General features: G+C 73.5%; 21 protein-coding genes and 1 pseudogene. 12 read left to right on the forward strand and 10 right to left on the reverse strand.

The window, feature by feature from the left end; all coding sequences use genetic code 11:
• Positions 1–161 precede the first annotated feature (161 nt).
• Complete coding sequence (locus tag ACSUPT_RS07830) at positions 162–746, reverse strand: TMEM165/GDT1 family protein (RefSeq protein WP_351967382.1); 585 nt, start codon at positions 744–746, stop codon at positions 162–164.
• A 358-nt stretch (positions 747–1104) separates the two neighbouring features.
• Positions 1105–1845, reverse strand: a pseudogene (locus ACSUPT_RS07835) (ABC transporter permease); the annotation flags it as partial.
• A gap of 189 nt (positions 1846–2034) precedes the next feature.
• On the opposite strand from ACSUPT_RS07835, the gene ACSUPT_RS07840 reads away from it, so the two are divergent.
• The 3 genes from ACSUPT_RS07840 (at position 2035) to ACSUPT_RS07850 (ending at position 5212) form a co-directional block, all read left to right on the forward strand.
• On the forward strand, positions 2035–2694 hold the full coding sequence (locus tag ACSUPT_RS07840; RefSeq protein ID WP_351967384.1) for an HNH endonuclease family protein: 660 nt from the start codon (positions 2035–2037) through the stop codon (positions 2692–2694).
• Between the two features lie 165 nt (positions 2695–2859).
• The gene (locus tag ACSUPT_RS07845; protein WP_351967385.1) at positions 2860–4065 is read left to right on the forward strand and encodes a peptidoglycan DD-metalloendopeptidase family protein; all 1206 of its coding nucleotides are present in this window, start codon (positions 2860–2862) and stop codon (positions 4063–4065) included.
• Positions 4066–4585: 520 nt separating this feature from the next.
• Positions 4586–5212 carry a hypothetical protein gene (locus tag ACSUPT_RS07850; RefSeq protein ID WP_436943848.1) on the forward strand — a complete coding sequence of 209 codons (627 nt, stop codon included), beginning with the start codon at positions 4586–4588 and terminating at the stop codon, positions 5210–5212.
• A 523-nt stretch (positions 5213–5735) separates the two neighbouring features.
• Here ACSUPT_RS07850 and ACSUPT_RS07855 read toward each other — a convergent pair.
• Positions 5736–6296: an allene oxide cyclase barrel-like domain-containing protein gene (locus ACSUPT_RS07855; RefSeq protein ID WP_436943850.1), complete on the reverse strand. Its 561-nt coding sequence runs from the start codon at positions 6294–6296 to the stop codon at positions 5736–5738.
• A gap of 73 nt (positions 6297–6369) precedes the next feature.
• Complete coding sequence (locus ACSUPT_RS07860) at positions 6370–6816, reverse strand: YybH family protein (protein ID WP_351968267.1); 447 nt, start codon at positions 6814–6816, stop codon at positions 6370–6372.
• 241 nt (positions 6817–7057) lie between these two features.
• Between ACSUPT_RS07860 and sigJ the strand changes: the two genes are divergently transcribed.
• Both sigJ and ACSUPT_RS07870 read left to right on the forward strand, forming a co-directional pair.
• The gene (gene sigJ / locus ACSUPT_RS07865) at positions 7058–7993 is read left to right on the forward strand and encodes an RNA polymerase sigma factor SigJ (protein WP_436943851.1); all 936 of its coding nucleotides are present in this window, start codon (positions 7058–7060) and stop codon (positions 7991–7993) included.
• A gap of 163 nt (positions 7994–8156) precedes the next feature.
• A complete protein-coding gene (locus tag ACSUPT_RS07870) occupies positions 8157–8780 on the forward strand; it encodes a dihydrofolate reductase family protein (RefSeq protein WP_436943853.1) in 624 nt (207 codons plus the stop codon).
• A 522-nt stretch (positions 8781–9302) separates the two neighbouring features.
• On the opposite strand, the gene ACSUPT_RS07875 is transcribed toward ACSUPT_RS07870, so the two are convergent.
• Complete coding sequence (locus tag ACSUPT_RS07875) at positions 9303–9650, reverse strand: hypothetical protein (protein WP_361660991.1); 348 nt, start codon at positions 9648–9650, stop codon at positions 9303–9305.
• Between the two features lie 42 nt (positions 9651–9692).
• A complete protein-coding gene (locus ACSUPT_RS07880) occupies positions 9693–9953 on the reverse strand; it encodes a hypothetical protein (protein ID WP_399217216.1) in 261 nt (86 codons plus the stop codon).
• A 106-nt stretch (positions 9954–10059) separates the two neighbouring features.
• Between ACSUPT_RS07880 and ACSUPT_RS07885 the strand changes: the two genes are divergently transcribed.
• From ACSUPT_RS07885 to ACSUPT_RS07905, 5 genes are all read left to right on the forward strand, one after another.
• Entirely contained in the window at positions 10060–10887 is an 828-nt protein-coding gene (locus tag ACSUPT_RS07885; RefSeq protein WP_436943856.1) for a helix-turn-helix domain-containing protein, read from the forward strand.
• A complete protein-coding gene (locus tag ACSUPT_RS07890) occupies positions 10884–11099 on the forward strand; it encodes a DUF397 domain-containing protein (protein WP_436943858.1) in 216 nt (71 codons plus the stop codon). Before ACSUPT_RS07885 ends, ACSUPT_RS07890 begins: the two co-directional genes overlap by 4 nt.
• Positions 11100–11190: 91 nt before the next feature.
• Positions 11191–11391, forward strand: a complete 201-nt coding sequence (locus tag ACSUPT_RS07895; RefSeq protein ID WP_436943860.1) for a DUF397 domain-containing protein — start codon at positions 11191–11193, stop codon at positions 11389–11391.
• A gap of 100 nt (positions 11392–11491) precedes the next feature.
• Positions 11492–13144, forward strand: a complete 1653-nt coding sequence (locus ACSUPT_RS07900) for an alkaline phosphatase D family protein (protein ID WP_403499429.1) — start codon at positions 11492–11494, stop codon at positions 13142–13144.
• A 156-nt stretch (positions 13145–13300) separates the two neighbouring features.
• Positions 13301–13744, forward strand: a complete 444-nt coding sequence (locus tag ACSUPT_RS07905) for a DoxX family protein (RefSeq protein WP_351968271.1) — start codon at positions 13301–13303, stop codon at positions 13742–13744.
• Between the two features lie 145 nt (positions 13745–13889).
• Here ACSUPT_RS07905 and ACSUPT_RS07910 read toward each other — a convergent pair whose 3' ends face one another.
• Both ACSUPT_RS07910 and ACSUPT_RS07915 read right to left on the reverse strand, forming a co-directional pair.
• Positions 13890–14945, reverse strand: a complete 1056-nt coding sequence (locus ACSUPT_RS07910) for a DMT family transporter (RefSeq protein ID WP_436943861.1) — start codon at positions 14943–14945, stop codon at positions 13890–13892.
• Positions 14942–15730, reverse strand: a complete 789-nt coding sequence (locus tag ACSUPT_RS07915; RefSeq protein WP_436943863.1) for a TetR/AcrR family transcriptional regulator — start codon at positions 15728–15730, stop codon at positions 14942–14944. Before ACSUPT_RS07915 ends, ACSUPT_RS07910 begins: the two co-directional genes overlap by 4 nt.
• Positions 15731–15991: 261 nt before the next feature.
• Here ACSUPT_RS07915 and ACSUPT_RS07920 point away from each other — a divergent pair, with 261 nt between their 5' ends.
• Positions 15992–16621 carry a DedA family protein gene (locus ACSUPT_RS07920; RefSeq protein ID WP_351968258.1) on the forward strand — a complete coding sequence of 210 codons (630 nt, stop codon included), beginning with the start codon at positions 15992–15994 and terminating at the stop codon, positions 16619–16621.
• A 12-nt stretch (positions 16622–16633) separates the two neighbouring features.
• Here ACSUPT_RS07920 and ACSUPT_RS07925 read toward each other — a convergent pair whose 3' ends face one another.
• Positions 16634–16918 carry a DUF2277 domain-containing protein gene (locus tag ACSUPT_RS07925; protein ID WP_361661009.1) on the reverse strand — a complete coding sequence of 95 codons (285 nt, stop codon included), beginning with the start codon at positions 16916–16918 and terminating at the stop codon, positions 16634–16636.
• Between the two features lie 83 nt (positions 16919–17001).
• Here ACSUPT_RS07925 and ACSUPT_RS07930 point away from each other — a divergent pair, with 83 nt between their 5' ends.
• Complete coding sequence (locus ACSUPT_RS07930; RefSeq protein ID WP_351968270.1) at positions 17002–17559, forward strand: flavoprotein; 558 nt, start codon at positions 17002–17004, stop codon at positions 17557–17559.
• Between the two features lie 75 nt (positions 17560–17634).
• Here ACSUPT_RS07930 and ACSUPT_RS07935 read toward each other — a convergent pair whose 3' ends face one another.
• Positions 17635–17709, reverse strand: coding sequence for a 50S ribosomal protein bL37 (locus ACSUPT_RS07935; RefSeq protein ID WP_099048249.1), 75 nt, complete (start codon positions 17707–17709; stop codon positions 17635–17637).
• Positions 17710–17969 lie beyond the last annotated feature (260 nt).

A 17969-nucleotide genomic window follows, 5' to 3' on the forward strand; every position in this document is an offset into this window, starting at 1 on the left:
CCCCTGTCGTACGGGCGGACCCGGTCCCCTGTCGTACGGCCGGCGGCCCGGCCTCGCGCCGTACAGGCGCACCGGCCCCGCGCCGTACAGGCGCACCGGCCCCCCGAGCCGATACGGGCGGGCGGACCCGGCCCCGCCTTCGTCGTACGGGTGGCCCCGGCTCAGCCCATCACGGCCTCGTAGAGGCTGAAGCCCGCGAGGGCGAGCATGAGGCAGGCGGCGACCTTGGTGATGAGCCGCAGCGGCACGTACTTCATCAGGGTCCGCCCGCCGACGATGCCGAGCCCGGCGACGGCCCAGAGGGCGAGGACCGCGCCGAGGCCGACGGAGAGCGGGTCGTCGTAGCGTGCGGCGAGGTTCGCGGTCATGATCTGCGTCAGGTCGCCGAACTCGGCGACGAGGATGAGCATGAAGCCCGCGCCGGAGACCTTCCAGAACGACTGGTCGGCGGGCGCCTTGATCTTCTCTTCCTCGTCGTCGTCCTTCTTCAGCAGCAGCATCGCCGCGCCCGCGAGGAACAACACGCCGACGAAGGCCTGCACCAGCCGGTGCGGCAGCAGGGTGAGGACGCTGCCCGCGGCGACGGCGAGCGCGACGTGGACGACGAAGGCCGCGGCCACGCCCGCGAAGACGTAGGAGGCGCGGTAGCGGGTGCCCAGCATGAGGCCGGCGAGGGCGGTCTTGTCGGGGAGTTCGGCGAGGAAGACGACACCGAAGGTGATCGCCATGATCGTGAAGCTCAGCACGGGCTGGATTCCTCAATCGGTTGGGGCCGCCGCCCCGCCGAGAGACCTTCGCTCGCGCGTCCGCGCGTTTCCGGGGTCGCTTCGGCACGGCAGAGGCCATGGGTACATGGATTCTGCTGGTGCCGAAGGTCTCGCTGGCGGTCCCTGCTACGAGCCGCCTCCGGGCGCCGGCCGGGCGCGAGGCCCAGCAGTATGTCGACGGTCCGGCGAAGAGCTACTCCCCTTCTGCTCCGTCCAGGGTACGCGACCTCCGGCGGAGCGCCCAGCGCCGCCCCCGGGAGGCCCGCGCGCCGCCGGTTCCCGCCCCGGAGGGCGGCGGGCCCGCGACCGCGGCCGCCGGGGCCGGCGCTCCCCGCGGGCCGGCCTCCTCGCGGCGCAGCAGCCCCCGGACGATCAGCTCCAGCACCACCGCGACGGCCACGGCCTGCACCGCCATCAGCGCGACCAGCACGAACAGCTGGACGGCGCCCGCGTGCAGCGGTGACGCCCCGCCGAGCAGCATCCCGACGAACGCGCCCGGCAGGGTGACGAGGCCCACGGTCCTGGTCTGGTCGAGGCCGGGCAGCAGGGCGTCGGCGGCCGCCGGCCGGGCGATCTCCAGCCGGGCGTCGCGCGGCTGCAGCCCGAGGGCGAGCCCGGCCTCGACCTCGCCGTGCCGGGTGGCGAGCTCGTCGAGGGCGCGGCGCCCGCCGAGGACGGTGGCGGTGAGCGCCCCTCCGATGAGGATGCCGGTGACGGGGATCAGGGCGATGCCCCGCGGCGGCACGAGGCCGGTGAGCAGCAGGGCCGCGACGACCGGGGCGACCCCGGCGCCGATGGGGGCGGCGGCCCACCACCAGGTGCGGCCGGGGGTGAGGCGCCGCCCGGCGGTGCGGACGGCGACGGCGTACATGAGCAGCAGGAAGAGGAGGAGCAGCGGTAGGGCTCCGACGACCCAGCCGATGGCCAGCGAGACGGCCGCGAGCTGGACGGCCGCGCGGAGCCCGGCGGTGAGGGTCTCGCGGGGCGGGCGCAGCCGGGCGAGGGCGGTGACGGCGGCGGCGGAGGCGAGGAGGACGGCGAGTACGGCGCCGAGGGTGAGGTCGACCGGCAGCAACACGGCTCAACCCTAGGGCGCGTGCGGGCTCCTGTCCGTTTGTCAAGAACTGGACACGGCCCTTGATGTGACGTGTCCATGTCGCCACTCTGTTACCTGGCGCCCATCCGCAGGACACCCGGCGCCACCACCATGGCCGGGCGCGCCCACCGGGCGCCGAGGCCAACGCCCCCACCGATCCAGGGAGTTCGCATGTCCCGCGTCTACGCGCGTCGACTGGCGCGCCGCATCACCGTGCTCGCTTCGACGGCCGCCCTCGCCGTCACCGGCCTGCTGGCCACCGCGCCCGCCGCCCAGGCCGCCCCGCCCACCCCCGTCAGCGCCGCCACCGCGCGCACGTACCTGAGCCAGCTCACGGTCAAGGCGGAAGGTTCCTCCACCGGGTACAGCCGCGACCTGTTCCCGCACTGGATCACCCAGTACGACACCTGCAACACCCGCGAGGTCGTCCTGGAGCGCGACGGCGTGAACGTGGTGCAGGACTCCAACTGCGCGGCGATCCGCGGCAGCTGGTACTCCGAGTACGACGGCGCGACGTGGACGGTCGCCTCCGACCTGGACATCGACCACGTGGTGCCGCTCGCGGAGGCGTGGCGCTCGGGGGCGAACTCCTGGACGACGACGCAGCGCCGCTCGTTCGCCAACGACCTGACCCGCCCGCAGCTGATCGCGGTCACGGACAACGTCAACCAGGCCAAGGGCGACCAGGACCCGGCCGAGTGGATGCCGCCGCGCACCGCGTACCGCTGCACGTACGCCCGCATGTGGGTGCACGTGAAGTACCACTGGAACCTGTCGGTGGACTCCGCCGAGAAGAGCGCGCTCCAGTCGGTCCTGAACAACTGCTCCTGACGATACGTCACGCCGTGTGAGCGGGCGTCCCGGCGACCCCTCCCCGCCGGGACGCCCGCCACGCCCTTCCCGGGAAGCACATCTGTTCCCGGCGCCTCATCGCGCGTAGATTGCATTGTCGTGAACATGCCACCCCCCGCCTTTCCCCGGTGAAACGGAGTCCACATGTTCAGACGGTTCACCGCCGTCGCGCGCACCTGCACCCTCGCGGCCGCACTCGCCCTCGGCATGACCGCGATCCCCGCCGCCTCCGCCGCCTCCCCGGCGGCGCCCGCCGCCGACCGCGGCCCCGAGGCCGCCGTCACGGAGCACCTGCGCGGCAAGGCGCGCTCGGCCATGAGGTCCGGTACGGAGACCAACCCGCGCGTCAGCGTCAAGCGCCAGGCCGGCGGCTGGGCCTTCGGCACGGCCGTCCTCGCCACGGCACCCGGCTCGGCGGAGCTGCCCCAGGGCTGGCTGTTCGTCGCGCACCGCGAGAACGGCGCGTGGAAGGTCGCCCTGGAGGGCGAGCCCGCCTTCACCGGCCTGTCCACCAGGGCCGAGCCGGTGCTGAGGGCCGAGGAGCGGCGCGCGTTCGCCTCCGGCACCGCCGAGGGCGGCATGACCACCCAGCTGGCCAACGGCGACTACCGCACCGGCATGGCGCTGCCCTTCACGGTGGGCCAGACCTGGTACATGACGAGCGGCCCGCACGGCTGGTCCGGGTCCAACACGCCGTGGAGCTCCCTGGACTTCGCGGGCGGCGACCAGATCGTGCGCGCCCCGCGCGGCGGCACCGCGTACACCATGTGCAAGGGCTGGATCCGCGTGGTCCACGACCGCGGCTACGCCACCGACTACTACCACCTGGTGAACAACATCACCGTGGACGGCGCCGCCGTGGCCGCCGGCGCGTACCTCGGCTACACGGGCAACGACGTGACCTGCGGCGGTTCGTCGACCGGCCGCCACGTCCACTTCGCGCTGCGGCAGAACGGCGCCTACATCGGGATCGCGGGCCACGACTTCGGCCGCTGGCGCCCGGAGAACGGCGGCGCCGCCTACAGCGGTTCCGCACTGCACGGCAGCCACCGCGTCGCCGCGGGCGGGCAGCTCTACAATTACGGCGCACTCGGGTTCACCCAGGGCATCATCGACACCAACGGCAGCGGTACGGCCCTGAACAAGCGCAGCGGGCCGGGTACGGGGTACGCCGTCGTGGGCACCGTCGCCGACGGCGCCACCGTCACGGTGTCCTGCTCCCGAAACGGCACCACCCACACCGGCCGGTACGGCAGCACCGCCCTGTGGAACCGCCTCTCCGACGGCACCTGGGTGAGCGACGCCTACATGTGGACCGGCGTGAACGGCCCCGTCAACGGCTACTGTTGACACGCCGATGCGGACGCGGGCCACACCACGACCCGCGTCCGCACCCGCGCCCGCCGGGACGTGCAGTCCAAGGACGCGACGGTGAAGCGCCGCACCGGGAGCGGGCCGAGAAGGCACTCCTCCTCCCCCGGCACCACCACGGCCCGCTCACGCCGCCCCTCCCCGGCTTACACCACGAGATCGTCCTCATGACGCCAACGGCCATCCCCGCGGGCGCGGGGAGCACTCCGTGGTCCACCAGCCCCGGATAGCGGCCCGGGAACTCCCGCGCCGCGGAGACGATCATCTCCCGAAAGGCATCGAACGCCTGGGCCTCACGCGTGCCTCACTCACCTGACAATCACCCCCCCACACGGGGGCCCTGCCGGCCGCGGGCCCTTGGAGTCGCCGCACGTCGCAGGCTGACGGCGCCGCTGCCGCAGATGAGTACGTGTACTCAGAGCCGTTACCCACTACGCCGTTAGGTTGACTGCGGGAGCCCTGGCGGGCCGTAGGACAGACTCACCGTGGAGGGGCACCGATGTCGCGGGCCGAGCGGAACGACCTCAAGACCGAAGCCGCCAAGCAGTACAGCTTGGGGCAACGGGTCGGCAGGGGAAGCGCGGTCGGACGCCGGGCGGTCTCCGGTGTCAGGGCCCTGGCTCTCGTGGTCGCCGTCGCGTCGCTGTCGGCGCTGACTGCGGGGTGTTCGAGTACGGAACGGCTCGGCTACACGCCGGTGCGGATGGACCCCGACCAGGCACGGACGAAGGCGAGGGGCGTCTCCAGCCGCCTGCTCGCGATGACCGGGGTCAAGGGCAAGGTGACCGAGCCCGGTCCGGGGGTCTCCCGCTGCTACGAGTACGGCGACGACCTGTTCTCGACGTCGCATCCCTGGTCGGTGTACGGGCTGACCGACGACCAGGTCGACACCGGCATGCGGAATCTGCGCAAGGCGCTCGACGAGAACGGCTGGAAGATCACCAAGGACGGCAAAGCCCCCAGCGAGAACCAGGACCCCGAGATCTACGCCGAGAACCGGAACGAGCAGTTCACCCTGCACGTCACCGCGTACAAGGATGGAGGCGCCCAGACCATGCTCCACTTCAAGGTCGTCTCGGCGTGCTTCCGCGCGGAATCCGCCTCCGCCCTCGACGGCCAGTACTGAACTCGACACCCGCACGCGGCAAGCCGGAGGGCCCATCCCCGCGGGCTGCGGGGAGCACACGGCGATGTAGGGGTAGGGCGGGTAGCCGTGGGGGCCATCCCCGCTGACGCCGGGAGCACTCGTCGTACGGCCGGGGGCACTGTGGGACCATCCCCGCTGGCGCGGGGAGCACCGATGGCCTTCGTCAGTGACGTGGCGCTGGTGAGGACCATCCCCGCTGGCGCGGGGAGCACCACCGGCGGTTCGCCTACGTGAAGGCGAACTGGGGACCATCCCCGCTGGCGCGGGGAGCACTCTTCTTGACCTGCAACTCTAGGGGCCCACGGGCCCGTTCCTTGCCACTTTCACCGAATTCGACAAAGGGGACAAGCGCCCCAACCCCCACCCCTCAGGGACCGAACGTCGCACGAAGAAGCACCGTCGGCGCCGCCCCGCGGCAGGGGTGCGGCCAGGCGTCGGCGCCCCGCTGAGGCGGCGCCCCGCCGCGCCCCCGCCCCCGCAGCCAGGGGGCGCGGCAGGGCGTTCAGCGGGTGATCTCCAGCCGCGCGCGCTCGTTCGGGGTCGCGATGTCCCAGAAGCGGGCGATGCCGCGCGCGTTGCGGTAGGCGCCCGTGCCGCCGGTGACGGCCATGTCGAGGGTGGGCGCTCCCTTCGTCCACAGGGACTGCATCGTCACCGAGCCCTCCGCGACCTCCATCGTGATCACGCACTGCGACGTGACCTCGTCGCCCTTCATGTGGACGACCTGGCACGACCCGCCCCCGCGTCCGACGCTGCGACCGTCCTTGACGGCCGTGCCGGAGTACACGTCCATGTCGCCCAGGCTCGGTCCCGCCGGGCCGAGGTCCGCGGCCGTGTACTGGTCGTTCTGGACCTTCAGTTCCAGGATCTCGACGCGCCCCTTCGCCGGTCCGGCGTTCGCGCTGCCGACGGCCCACACCCCGACCGCGACGGCGGCGAGCGCTCCCGCTCCGAAGCGCATGAGCCTCGCCCGCCCGCGCGGGCGCTTCCCCTCGCCCCGGCCCGTGACAGGTGATTCCGTACCGCTGGTGACCATCTGGATGCTCCTCACTGTGGATTCCACGGGCGGGTCGCCTTCGAGCGTCCCGCCCCACGTCGGTGTCCGTGCCGGACCGACGGCGGCCCGGACGGGCGGGTCACGCCGGGGCGGCCTGGTCCTTGTCCGTCGGGAGCCAGACCGTCATGGTCACCGGGTCGATCGGGATCGAGATGTGCTCGTGCGTGATCGACCAGGTGCCGTTCGTCCGCCGCAGGCAGACCGTCTCCCGCACCCATATCGCGGCCTGCATGCCGCCCTTGCGCTCCCCCGAGTCCAGGTGGAGCATGTGCGCGAACGCCGTGTCGCCGTTGGTCACGAGGGTCTGCTCGTGCGTGTCCAGGCTGATCTGCCCGGCGTACCCGTCGAACCAGCGCAGGAAGTTGCGCCGGATCTCGTCGGTCCCGGTGAACCGCAGCGGGGGCACCACGTCGTAGTAGACGGCGTCCGGGGCGTAGAAGGACATCAGCCGGTCGATGTCCTTGGTCTGCTGGGCCTCGGCGCGGCTCGCCAGAAGCGCCCGGAGCTCGGTCTCGTGGCTGGTCATCGCGTACTCCTTCAATGGGGTGCCGTGGTGTGCTGCGGCAGGGGAAGATCAGGCCGCGGCCCGCTCTGGGCACCGCGGCGACGGAGACCGCGTCTCCGTCCGCTTCCGTGTGCCGTTGACCCGTACGCCGATACGACGAGACGGCCCGGCGGAATGTCAGGCGGGGCCGCCGGCCTCACATTCCGGGGCGCCGCCCCGTCATGGTGGTGAGGGACCATCCGACCGAGGGAGCCGTACGACCATGACGCTCAGCCCGACCGCGACGCAGGACGGCCGACTCGACCCGGTGGCGGGCGTGCTGACGGGTGAACGCCGCCGGCTGATCAACCTCGCCTACCGCATGCTCGGCTCCCTCGCGGAGGCCGAGGACGTCGTGCAGGAGACGTACGCCCGCTGGTACGCGATGACCCGGCCGCAGCAGGAGGCCGTCGCCTCACCCGCCGCGTGGCTGACCAAGGTCGCGGGCCGCGTCTGCCTCGACGTGCTGCGTTCGGCGCGGGCGCGGCGGGAGCAGTACGTGGGCGAGTGGGTCCCGGAGCCGCTGCCCTCGCGTGCCGAGTGGACCGCCGGCGCCCTGGATGACAGCACCGCCGACCCGGCCGACCACGTCACGCTCGACGAGTCGGTCAGCATGGCGTTCCTCGTCGTCCTGGAGGCGATGACCCCGGCGGAGCGCGTCGCGTTCGTCCTCCACGACGTCTTCCGCTACCCCTTCGCCGAAGTCGCCGACATCGTCGGCCGTACCCCCGCCGCCTGCCGTCAGCTCGCCACCTCGGCGCGCCGCCGCGTCGACGCCGCTCGGGCGCCCCTCTCCCCCACGGCCGAACGCGCCCGCGTGGTGCGGGAGTTCAAGCTGGCCTGGCAGGCCAGGGACATCAAGGCCCTCATCGGGCTGCTCGACCCGGATGCCACCGCCGTCGGCGACGGCGGCGGTCTGGTCACGGCGCTGGCCCATCCGGTCGAGGGCGCCGAGCAGGTCGCCGGCTTCCTCGCCGGCCGGGCGCTCCCGGACCGGCTGACGTTCCGGGAGTGCACCGTCAACGGCCAGCCCGGCCTGGCCGCCCACCTGGACGACGCCCTCCTGGCGGTCTACGCGTTCGACATCGCGGACGACCGGATCCGGCACATCTGGGCCGTACTCAACCCCGAGAAGCTCCGCCCCTGGCGGCGGGACTGACCCTACGCCTCACCGGGAGAGGTCCGTCCGGCCCGGAGAAGAGGCCCCTCCCGTCCGGAGAGGGCCGCGCGCCGGCGGTCGATCCGGCCCACCGTTGACACCACTCCAGCCGCAGTACTACGTTCAAAGCACTTCAAACGCAGTACTTCGCTGGGGGTCACAGTTGCGCAAGCTCGTGTACTACATCGCCGTCTCGCTCGACGGCCGCATCGCCGGACCCGACGGCGAATTCGGCTTCTTCCCGCAGGGCGACGAGCAGCAGGCCGCCACGTACGCCGCCTGGGTCAACTCCCTGTACCCGGAGACCGTCCCGACCGCCTACCGCGCTGCCGCCGACGTCGCCGAAGCCCCCAACCGGCGCTTCGACACGGTCGTCATGGGCCTCGGCACCTATCGCCTCTCCCTCGACCACGGGGTCACCAGCCCGTACGCGCACCTGCGCCAGTACGTCGTGTCCAGCACCCTCGCACCGGACACCGACCCGGCCGTCACCGTCGCGCCGGGCGACCCGCTCGCCCTCGTGCGCCGGCTCAAGGCGGAGGCGGGCAGCGGCCTGGACATCTGGCTCTGCGGAGGCGGCCGGCTGGCGGGCGCCCTGCTGCCCGAGATCGACGAGTTGCTGATCAAGACCTATCCGGTCGTGTCCGGCGCCGGGATCCCGCTGGTCGACGGCGTCTTCGACCCCACCGTCTTCGACGTCGCCGAGCGCACCGCCTTCCCCAACGGGGTCACACTCACCCGCCTCACCCGCCCGGCCCCACAGGCGGGAACGGGCCGCGACCGCTGAGGGACCGACACCCGCCGCGATCGAGCCGGCCAGCCGGCCGGCTGCTCCGCAGCGACGCGCCGGTCGAGCGGGCACGCCGCGAGAGCACCGCCCACCTGGCCCGCATTCCGCACCGGGACTGGACGTGGGGAACCGCGACCGCCCGGCAACGGCTCGTCCACCGGCTCGGTGCCGTCGCCCGGATGACGGCCGACGACACCTCTCTCAGCGGCATGAGCGGCCTCTGCCCCGCCATGCGCCAACACATGCTCGCTCGCCGGCCCGCGCTCCGCCCCGACCCGTCCCGGCCGAGCGACCCTGGCGACCGGCGGACACCTCAAGGCCCGCCGACCGAACGGCCGCGACACGACCGGCGAGGCGCCTCTCACCGCCTCCCGGGCAGCGGCACATGCGCCAAGCCGGCGTGTTCGCCGCCATCCCCCCCCACACGCGGCGCGTGGCCGGCTCGCGGCCAGGCCACGGGGGGAACATCCCCGCCGACAGTGGGGCGGAGACGGATCGCCCCCGACCCCACCATTCCCCCTACGACTCCGGCCTCGGCTGCCGGATCAGCTCCGGGAACCGCCGCTCCAGATCCTCCCGTACGGCCTCCAGCGTCGGGTCCGTGACGTCCCACGAGTGCGCGGCCGGATGGTCCAGGAACAACATGCACGCGTCCCCGTACTCGCCTCCCGCCGCCTCGCACCAGGGCAGTACGGCGAAGTGCCCGGCGCGCGCACCCCACCGGAACCAGACCGCCCCGCCTGTCGCGTCGTCGTCCCAGCAGTACTGCGCGTGCTCCCCCTCGTGCCCCGCGCCCAACTCGCACAACGGGTAACCGACCTCCCCCCGCGATGAGGTGACGGACGTGACGGCGGTGCACTGGAGCATGGGTACTTCCTGACGGCGAGAAGGGGAACGGGCGCGTACGGGTCACAGCACCTCGCCCCGGCTCCGGGCGTTCCACCGCTCGATCTCCGCGTGCAGGCGCTCCTCCCGGGTCGCCCGCCGCACCGCCTCGGGCTCGGCCTCCCACTCCGCCCCGCCGCAGACCGGCCGCAACGCCCAGTACGGGCCGGCCACCCCCCGGAACTCCCCGACCCGGTCACCACGACTGGTGTCCACCACGAGGGTGCCGGTCATCGGAACGGGCACGGGGCCCTGCGGCACCGGCTGTACGGTTTCTCCGGGCACGGTAACTCCTCTGTGTAGTCACACCACTACCAAGGGCTGCCAGCGTGACCTAGAGTCGTAACCGCTTCAACGTGTCGGGGAAGGACGGAAAGTCGGTGTTAGGCCGTTGAACATCAAGGAGTTGGACCCGGACAGCTCGCCGCAGGCCGCGTTCGGGGCACGTTTGCGCAGGCTGCGCGTCGAACGCGGCTGGACACAGGATGAGTTGGGCGCCGAGATGGGCTACTCCAGCACACACCTCTCGTCCATAGAAACCGGCCGCAAGATGCCAACCTTGCGCCTCGCTCGCCGAGCTGACGCCGCGCTGGGCGCGGGCGACACGTTCGAGCGGGAGTGGCGCGAGATGCGGCACGGTTCGCTGCTGGAGGGCTTTCCAGAGTTCATTGAGCATGAAGGTCGCGCGGCGGAGATCCGACTGTACGAGGTAGGCGTTATCCCCGGACTCCTCCAAACCGCGGAGTACGCCGCAGTGCTGACGGAAAGCTCCCTCCGGAGAGGGGCGATCACGCCCGGCCAGGCGGAGGAGCGGAACTCGCTCGTCACGGAGCGACAGGCAACGCTGGCCCGAACGCCGCCACCGATGGTCTTTGTGGTGTTGGACGAGAGCTGCATCCGCCGACCTGTCGGAGAACCAGCGGTCATGGAGGCGCAGTTTGACCGGCTGATCGAGTTTGCCGAGCTGCCGAACACCGTCCTGCAAGTCGCCCCGTTCACCATGGGACACCGGCGCCCGCTCAGCCTGCCGCTCTACGTATTGACGATGCCGGATCGCTCGCTCGTGTCGTACGCCGAATCCGCACAGCGGGGCTTCCTTGAGCGAGAAAGCACCTCGGTGTTGCCCCTTCTGACGGCCTACCATCAACTGCAGGCTGAAGCGCTGTCGCAGGCAGCATCCGTGGCCATGATCAAACAGGCACGAAAGGGCACCCCGTGACGACCACGACCGCAACCCCCCACTGGTTCAAGTCCTCCTACAGCGAGAACGGGGGCGCCTGCATCGAGATCGCGGCCAACCTCGCCGCCTCGCACGGCGTGGTCCCCGTCCGCGACTCCAAGAACCCCACCGGCCCCTCCCTGACCGTCCCGGCCAGCGCGTTCGTCTCGTTCGTGGCGGGCGTCAAGGCCGGAGAGTTCGGCACGGTCTGACCCGACCAGCCCTTGCCGCCGCGCGTCGCAACGCGGCAAGGGCGCGGGCCGCACGGCAAGCAGTCCCGATCCATCGACGAAAGGGCACCCCGTGACGACCGAATCCCCCCACTGGTACAAGTCCTCCTACAGCGACAACGGCGGCCAGTGCGTTGAGATCGCCGCCGACCTCGCCGCCTCGCACGGCGTGGTCCCCCTCCGCGACTCCAAGAACCCGACCCGACCCCACCTGCGCGTCACCGCCCGTGCCTTCGCCGCGTTCGTCGCGAGCGTCAAGACGGGCACTGTCTGACCAAAACGCCTGGCAGTTCGCCCAGTTGGGGCGCCCTCCGTCACCGGTGTCCGGCCCGTTCCCGTACCGTACGGGCGGGGTGACGGAGGGGAGGCCGGACATGGCTGCCGGACTGCGGCTGGGGCCGCTGCTGAGGTACGTGGAGTGGCCGGACGCGAGCGGGATCGCGTACCGCCCGGCGGCGACCGTGTGGGTCGAGGCCGACGGTCCCGGCACCGCCGAGGTGCGGTGCGCCGACGGCGCCGGCGGGAGCGCCCGTACGTTCCGGATCGCGGGGCACCACTACGCCCTGGTGCCGGTCACGGGGCTGACGCCCGGCACCACCACCCCGTACGAGGTGCTGCTCGACGGGCAGCGCGTGTGGCCGCTGCCGGACTCGCCGTTCCCGCCGAGCACGCTGACCACGCCGGGCGCCGCGCCGGACCGGCCGCTGCGGGTCACGTTCGGGTCGTGCCGCTGGGCCGCGACGGGCGCGGTCGGCCGCCGTCCCGCCGGGCCCGACGCGCTGGGGGCGCTCGCCGCGCGGCTGGCCGCCGACCCGGAGGCCGTACGCCCCGACGTGCTGCTCCTCCTCGGCGACCAGGTGTACGCGGACATGCCGTCCGACGCGACGAGGCAGTGGCTGGCCGGACGTCGGAACCTGGCCGAGCCGCCGGGCGAACAGGTCGCGGACTACGAGGAGTACACCCGGCTCTACCACGAGTCCTGGCTCGACCCCGAGGTCCGCTGGCTGCTCTCGACCGTGCCCAGCCTGATGATCTTCGACGACCACGACGTGATCGACGACTGGAACACCAGCGCCGAGTGGCTGGCCGGGATGCGCGGGCGGCCCTGGTGGCGGGAGCGGCTGCTGAGCGGCCTCATGTCGTACTGGGTCCACCAGCATCTGGGAAACCTCTCCCCCGCCGAACTGGCCGTCGACCCGCTGTACGCGCGGGTGCGCGCGGTCCCGGACGGTACGGCGGCGCTCCGCAGGTTCGCGGCCGAGGCGGACGCCGACCCCGCGCGCATCCGGTGGAGCTACCGGCGGGACTTCGGCCGCACCCGGCTCGTGATGGTCGACACGCGGGCGGGGCGCGTGCTCGACGAGCAGAAGCGGGCCATGCTCGGCGAGGAGGACGCCCGCTGGGTGGCCGATCAGGTGCTGGAGGGCCGCGCCGACCGGGACCACCTGCTGCTCGGCAGCTCCCTGCCGTGGCTGCTGCCGCCGCTGATCCACGACGCCGAACGGTGGAACGCCGCGCTGTGCCGGGGCGAGCGGGGCGAGCGCTGGGCGCGGCGGGGCGAGTGGCTGCGCCGCAGGTCGGACCTGGAGCACTGGGCGGCGTTCCCGGAGTCGTACGCCTGGTTGACGGGGCTGCTGACGGAGGCGGCCGGGGGGCCGGACGCCCCGGCGACGGTGGCGGTCCTGTCGGGCGACGTGCACCACGCGTACGCGGCCGAGCCGGAGCTGCCCGGCACGGCGGCGCGGGTGCTGCAGCTGACGTGCTCGCCGATCCACCAGCGCATCCCGTACGCGCTGAGGCTGGGCTTCCGGTTCGGCTGGAGCCGCGCGGGGCGGTGGCTGGGGCGGGCGCTGGCCCGGCACGGGCGGGTCGGCGCGGCGGAGTCCGGCTGGTCGCGCACGGGCGGGCCGTGGTTCGGCAACCACCTGATGACGCTGACGCTCGACGGGCGTTCGGCGCGGTTGGAGCTGGAGCGGGCCCGCCGGGACGGGCGGCTGGTGACGGACCACGAGCGGGTCTGGGGGTGAGCTGGGCGGGCGCCTGGGGGTGATTTCCGGCCACCGGCCACCGCTGGCCGAATGTCTCCACACACCTGAATATTGAACTTGCAAGTAATGCTTAGGGGTGCCTAACGTGGGGCGCATCGGTTCAGTCCCCAGCCGAAGGAGCCCCCCATGTCCTCGATCACCAGCCGTCTCCAGCAAGCCCAGCCGTACGCGCTGGCGCTGTTCCGGGTCGTCATCGGCCTGCTGTTCCTCTGCCACGGCGCCGCGAAGCTGTTCGGCGTCCTCGGCGGCGCGGACGGCTCGGGCGCCACGGTCCCGTCCGGCACCTGGCCGTACTGGTACGCGGCGGTGATCGAGCTGGTCGGCGGCGCGCTGATCCTCGTCGGCCTGGGCACCCGCGCCGCCGCCTTTGTCTCGTCGGGTGCCATGGCGTACGCGTACTTCACGGCGCACCAGCCGTCCGGCCTGCTCCCGATGGAGAACGGCGGCGAGACGGCGGCGCTGTTCTGCTGGGCGCTGTTCCTGCTGGTCTTCACCGGCCCCGGCGCGCTCGCCCTGGACACCCTGTTCGGCGCCGGCCGCCGGGAGGACGCGCGGCAGCGCACGACGGTGGCGGCCTGACGTTCCCGTCGCGCGCGCCCGGAGGCCCGGCCCCGCGGCGGTCATCCGCCGGGGCCGCGGCGTCCGGGCGCGCCGCCACTCGGGCGCGTCGCCGCTCGGGCGCGTGGACGCCTGGGTGCGCGGACAACCCCCGGTGCGGCGGCCGTTACGGCGCGACGGCGTCCTCCTGCGCGGACGGGGCCGGGTCCGTACGGACGGTCCGGCGTCCCGCGGGCGCGTGGGCCCCGGTCCCGAACCGGGCACGGACCCTGGTACGCGGCCGGGTGCGGGTGCCGGTCGGCACGGTCAGCACCGCCAGGCAGCAGACGACCAGGGCGATGCCCGCCCATCCGAGCAGCGGCAGCCGTTCACCGACGACCAGGACGGCCAGCACGGCCGCGACGGCGGGCTCCAGCAGCGAGAGCGTGGTCGCGGTGCTCGCCGGGACGCGCGCCAGCCCCCAGCCGAACAGCATGTAACCGGTGAACATCGGCACCACCGCCATGTAGAGCCCCACCGCCGCGTTCGACCCGGAGTCGAGCAGCGGCGCCCCGGTCGCCAGCAGCACCGGCATCAGCAGCAGCCCGCCCAGCCCGAACACCGCCCCCATGGCCGCGCCCGAGCCGACGCCTCGGCTGATCAGGCGGTGGGCCGCCCAGGAGTACAGGGCGTAGGTGACCGCCGCGACCAGGCCCAGCCCCACGCCGAGCACCGTCTGCGCCGCCGAGCGCCCCCCGGCCCCCGAGTGGGCGCCCGCTGCTTCGGCGGCGCACAGCAGCACCGTGCCGGAAAGCCCCAGAGCGGCGCCGGCCGTCCAGCGGCGCGTGAGGCGGCGCCCGTCGACGACCCGCTCGATCAGGGCGGAGGCGAGCGGGGCGGCGCCGATCGACACGACCGTGCCGACCGCGACGCCCGCCAGGTGCATGGAGCTGTAGAACGCCAGGGGGTAGGCGCCCACCGACAGCGCCCCGAGCAGTACCGTCCCCCTCCGCGCCCGCAGCAGCGGGACCTCCCGGCGGATGCGGGGCGCCGCGACCAGCGCCTGGAGCAGCCCGCCCAGGCCCATCGCGACGGCACCGATCGCCAGCGGGCCCACCGACGGGGCGAACGTCGCCGCGGTGCCCGTGGTGCCCCACAGCACCGAGGCCAGCAGCACGCACACCGCGCCCACGCCCGCGCCCGACGCGGTGCCGCCGCGCCCGTGCCCGGCGGGGCCCGTCACAGCCGGTCCAGCAGGTCGGCCGCCATCGCCCGCGCGTGGTCCAGCCGCGTACCGGCGCCTTCGAGCCCGGCACGGGCCATCGCGCCCTCCAGCAGGAACGACAGGTGCTCGGCCACCCTCCGCGCCTCCTCCTGGCGGCCGGGCAGCAGCTCCCGGAGGTGCCCGGCGAGCAGTTCCTCGACCTCCTCCTTGTGGCGGCGCACCACGGCCCGGCCCTCGTCGCCGGCCGGCAGCTCGGCGGCGGCGTTCAGCAGGCCGCAGCCGCGGAAGCCGTGCTCGTAGGCGAGGGCCGCGTGGTCGGCGTAGGCGTCGAAGACCGCCAGCACCCCGTCCCGCCCGTCCGACACCCGGTCCCGCCCGTCCGACACCCGGTCCTGCCTGTCCGGCGCCCCGTCCGGCGCCTCCTCGCGGCCGTCCGGCGCCCGGTCGCGGCCCTCAGACACTCCGTCGCGCGAGTCGGGCGCCCCGTCCCGGCCGTCGGGCGCCCCGCCGCCGTCCTGGCGTCCGCCCTCCCGGCGGGCCCGTGCCTCCTGGAGCCGCCGCCGGTACAGGTCGAGCCACTCCTCGTGGCGCGCGTCGAGGTAGGCGCGCACCAGGTCGGCCTTGGACGCGAAGTTGTTGTAGAGGCTCATCTTCGCGACGCCCGCCTCGGCGGTGATCGTGTCGATCCCCGTCGCCGCGACGCCGTCCGCGTAGAAGCGGCGCGCCGCGGCGGCGAGCAGCCGCTCCCGGGCGGCACCCCGCCGCCTGCCGGGCCGCGGCGCGGCCGTACCGGTCTCGCTCATCGCCCACCTCTCCGTTATTGGGTAGGTCAGTCTACCTAGATGGAGCCTAGCTTGAGGGGCTCGCCACAGGCGGGAGGGCGACCGGCGGCGGCGAGACGGCGGGGACCCCCGGGGGGAAGGACGACGACGGCGGGATCCAGGGAGGGATCTCGCCGCCCGGCGGCCGGTACGCGTCGGTCCTCCGCTGCCCTTCGTGCACGCGCGATGACGCGTAAGGCGTACGCTGTTGCGCGTTCTCGGGGGTGGAGGTGGGGAGTCAAGGTGCTGGAGAGCGTGCGGTGGCTGGCCGGTAGCCCATGGGTCTATGCCGCGGTGGCCGTCTCCGTGGTGCTGGACGTGTTCCTCCCCGTCCTGCCGAGCGGCGTCCTGCTGATCTCGGCCGCGACGGCGGCGACCGCCGCGACCGCGACGGCGGCGCCTGGCGGGATCTCGCTCATCGCCCTCGCCGCGTGCGCGGCCACCGCCTCGGTGATCGGCGACCTCGTCGCGTACCGCCTCGCCTGGCGCGGCGGGCCCCGCCTCGACCGGGCCATCGCTCGCTCCCGGCGCCTCACCACGGCGCAGGAACGTCTCGGCACGGCCCTGCGGCGCGGCGGCGGCGCCCTGGTGGTCATCGCCCGGTTCGCCCCGGCCGGACGGTCCGTGGTGTCGCTGGGCGCGGGTGCGGCGCGGCGCCGGGCACGGGAGTTCGTGCCGTGGTCGGTACTGGCCGGGGTGGCGTGGGCCTCGTACAGCGTGGGCGTCGGCTACTTCGGCGGCCAGTGGCTGGGCGCGACCTGGCTGAGCGCGGCGGTGTCGGTGCTGGCGCTGTTCCTGGCGGGGAGCATCGCCGCGTACGTCGTGCGGCGCCCGGGCCCCGAGCAGGCACAGGCCCCCGCGCCGGCCTCGTAGCGGCGGCGCGCTCTAGGCGGCGTCGCCGCTCCCCACGGCGGCGGGCACGGCGTCCGGCCGCCCGCCGCCGGACCGCCTGGCCGTGCCGGAGCCGCGCACTTCGAGCCCGTCGAGCAGCCGGCGCGTGGCGTCCGCGACCTCGGCGACGGCGCGTTCGAAGACCTCGCGGTTGTGCGCGGCGGGCGCGCGGAACCCGGAGACCTTGCGCACGTACTGGAGCGCGGCGGCGTGGATGTCGTCCTCGGTGGCCTCCTCGGGCAGCACGGGCGGACGGAGGGTCTTGATACTGCGGCACATACCGGACCTCACGGCTCTCGGGCGGACCATCACTTCGCTCACTGCCAGGATGCACCCGTCCGGCATGTGATCAGATGAACTCCATGATCAAGGCGAGGACTCTGTATCTGTTCTGCTCGGCCGCCCCGCCGGTGTTCGAGGTGGCGAGCGTGATCGAGGACGCGCAGGCGCGGGGCTGGGACGTCTGCCTGGGGCTGACGCCGAGCGCCGCCCAGTGGCTGGAGCCGAGTCTCGACGGGCTGGCGGCGCTCACCGGGCACCCGGTGCGCTTCGCGTACAAGCGGCCGGGCGATCCGGATGTCTGGCCGCCCGCCGACGCGGTGCTGTTCGCCCCGGCGACGTTTAACACGGTCAACTCCTGGGCGCTCGGCATCACCGGCGCGTTCGTGGTGGGCGTGGCGGCGGAGGCGATCGGCAAGGGCCTCCCGATCGTCGCGATGCCGTGCGCGAACGCGGCGTACGTACGCCACCCGCAGTTCGACCGGTCGGTGGAGACGCTGCGGGCGGCGGGCGTGACGGTGCTGTACGGGGAGGGCGGCTACGTCCCCGACCCGCCGGGGCAGGACTGGCCGTCCGGCTTCCCGTGGGCCCTGGCCCTGGACGCGGTGGACGCGGCGCAGCCGGCACACGGGCCGGAGTGAGGCGCGGGGCCGCCCCGGCGCGTACGGCACGTGCGTACGTACGCACGTGCCGTACCGGCCCGCCTCATCGCCCGCTCAGGCGTTGGGCCGCTTGCCGTGGTTGGCCTTCTTGCCCTTACGGGCCCGCCGCTTGTTGCCGCGCTTCGACATGGGGTCGCTCCCTTCATGGCCCCGCGGGGGGGGCGTTTCGGGCAGTACGTGCATTACGGGCACCCGTCAGTCTAGGTGCGCCCGGAACGCCCCGCACGGGCACGGCACCCCAGGCCACCGCGACGCGCGGCCACCCGCACGGACAGCGGCGGCGCCCCCACCGCCGCCCGCGCCCCGGTCACCCGCCTCCCGCGCGCCCTCCATGCCAACGAACCGCGCACGTTCATTCCCCTTTGGCAACTGCACGCCGCGCCGAGTGA

Origin of the sequence: Streptomyces sp. SudanB25_2051 (assembly GCF_964272635.1) — a bacterium.
GTDB lineage: Bacteria > Actinomycetota > Actinomycetes > Streptomycetales > Streptomycetaceae > Streptomyces.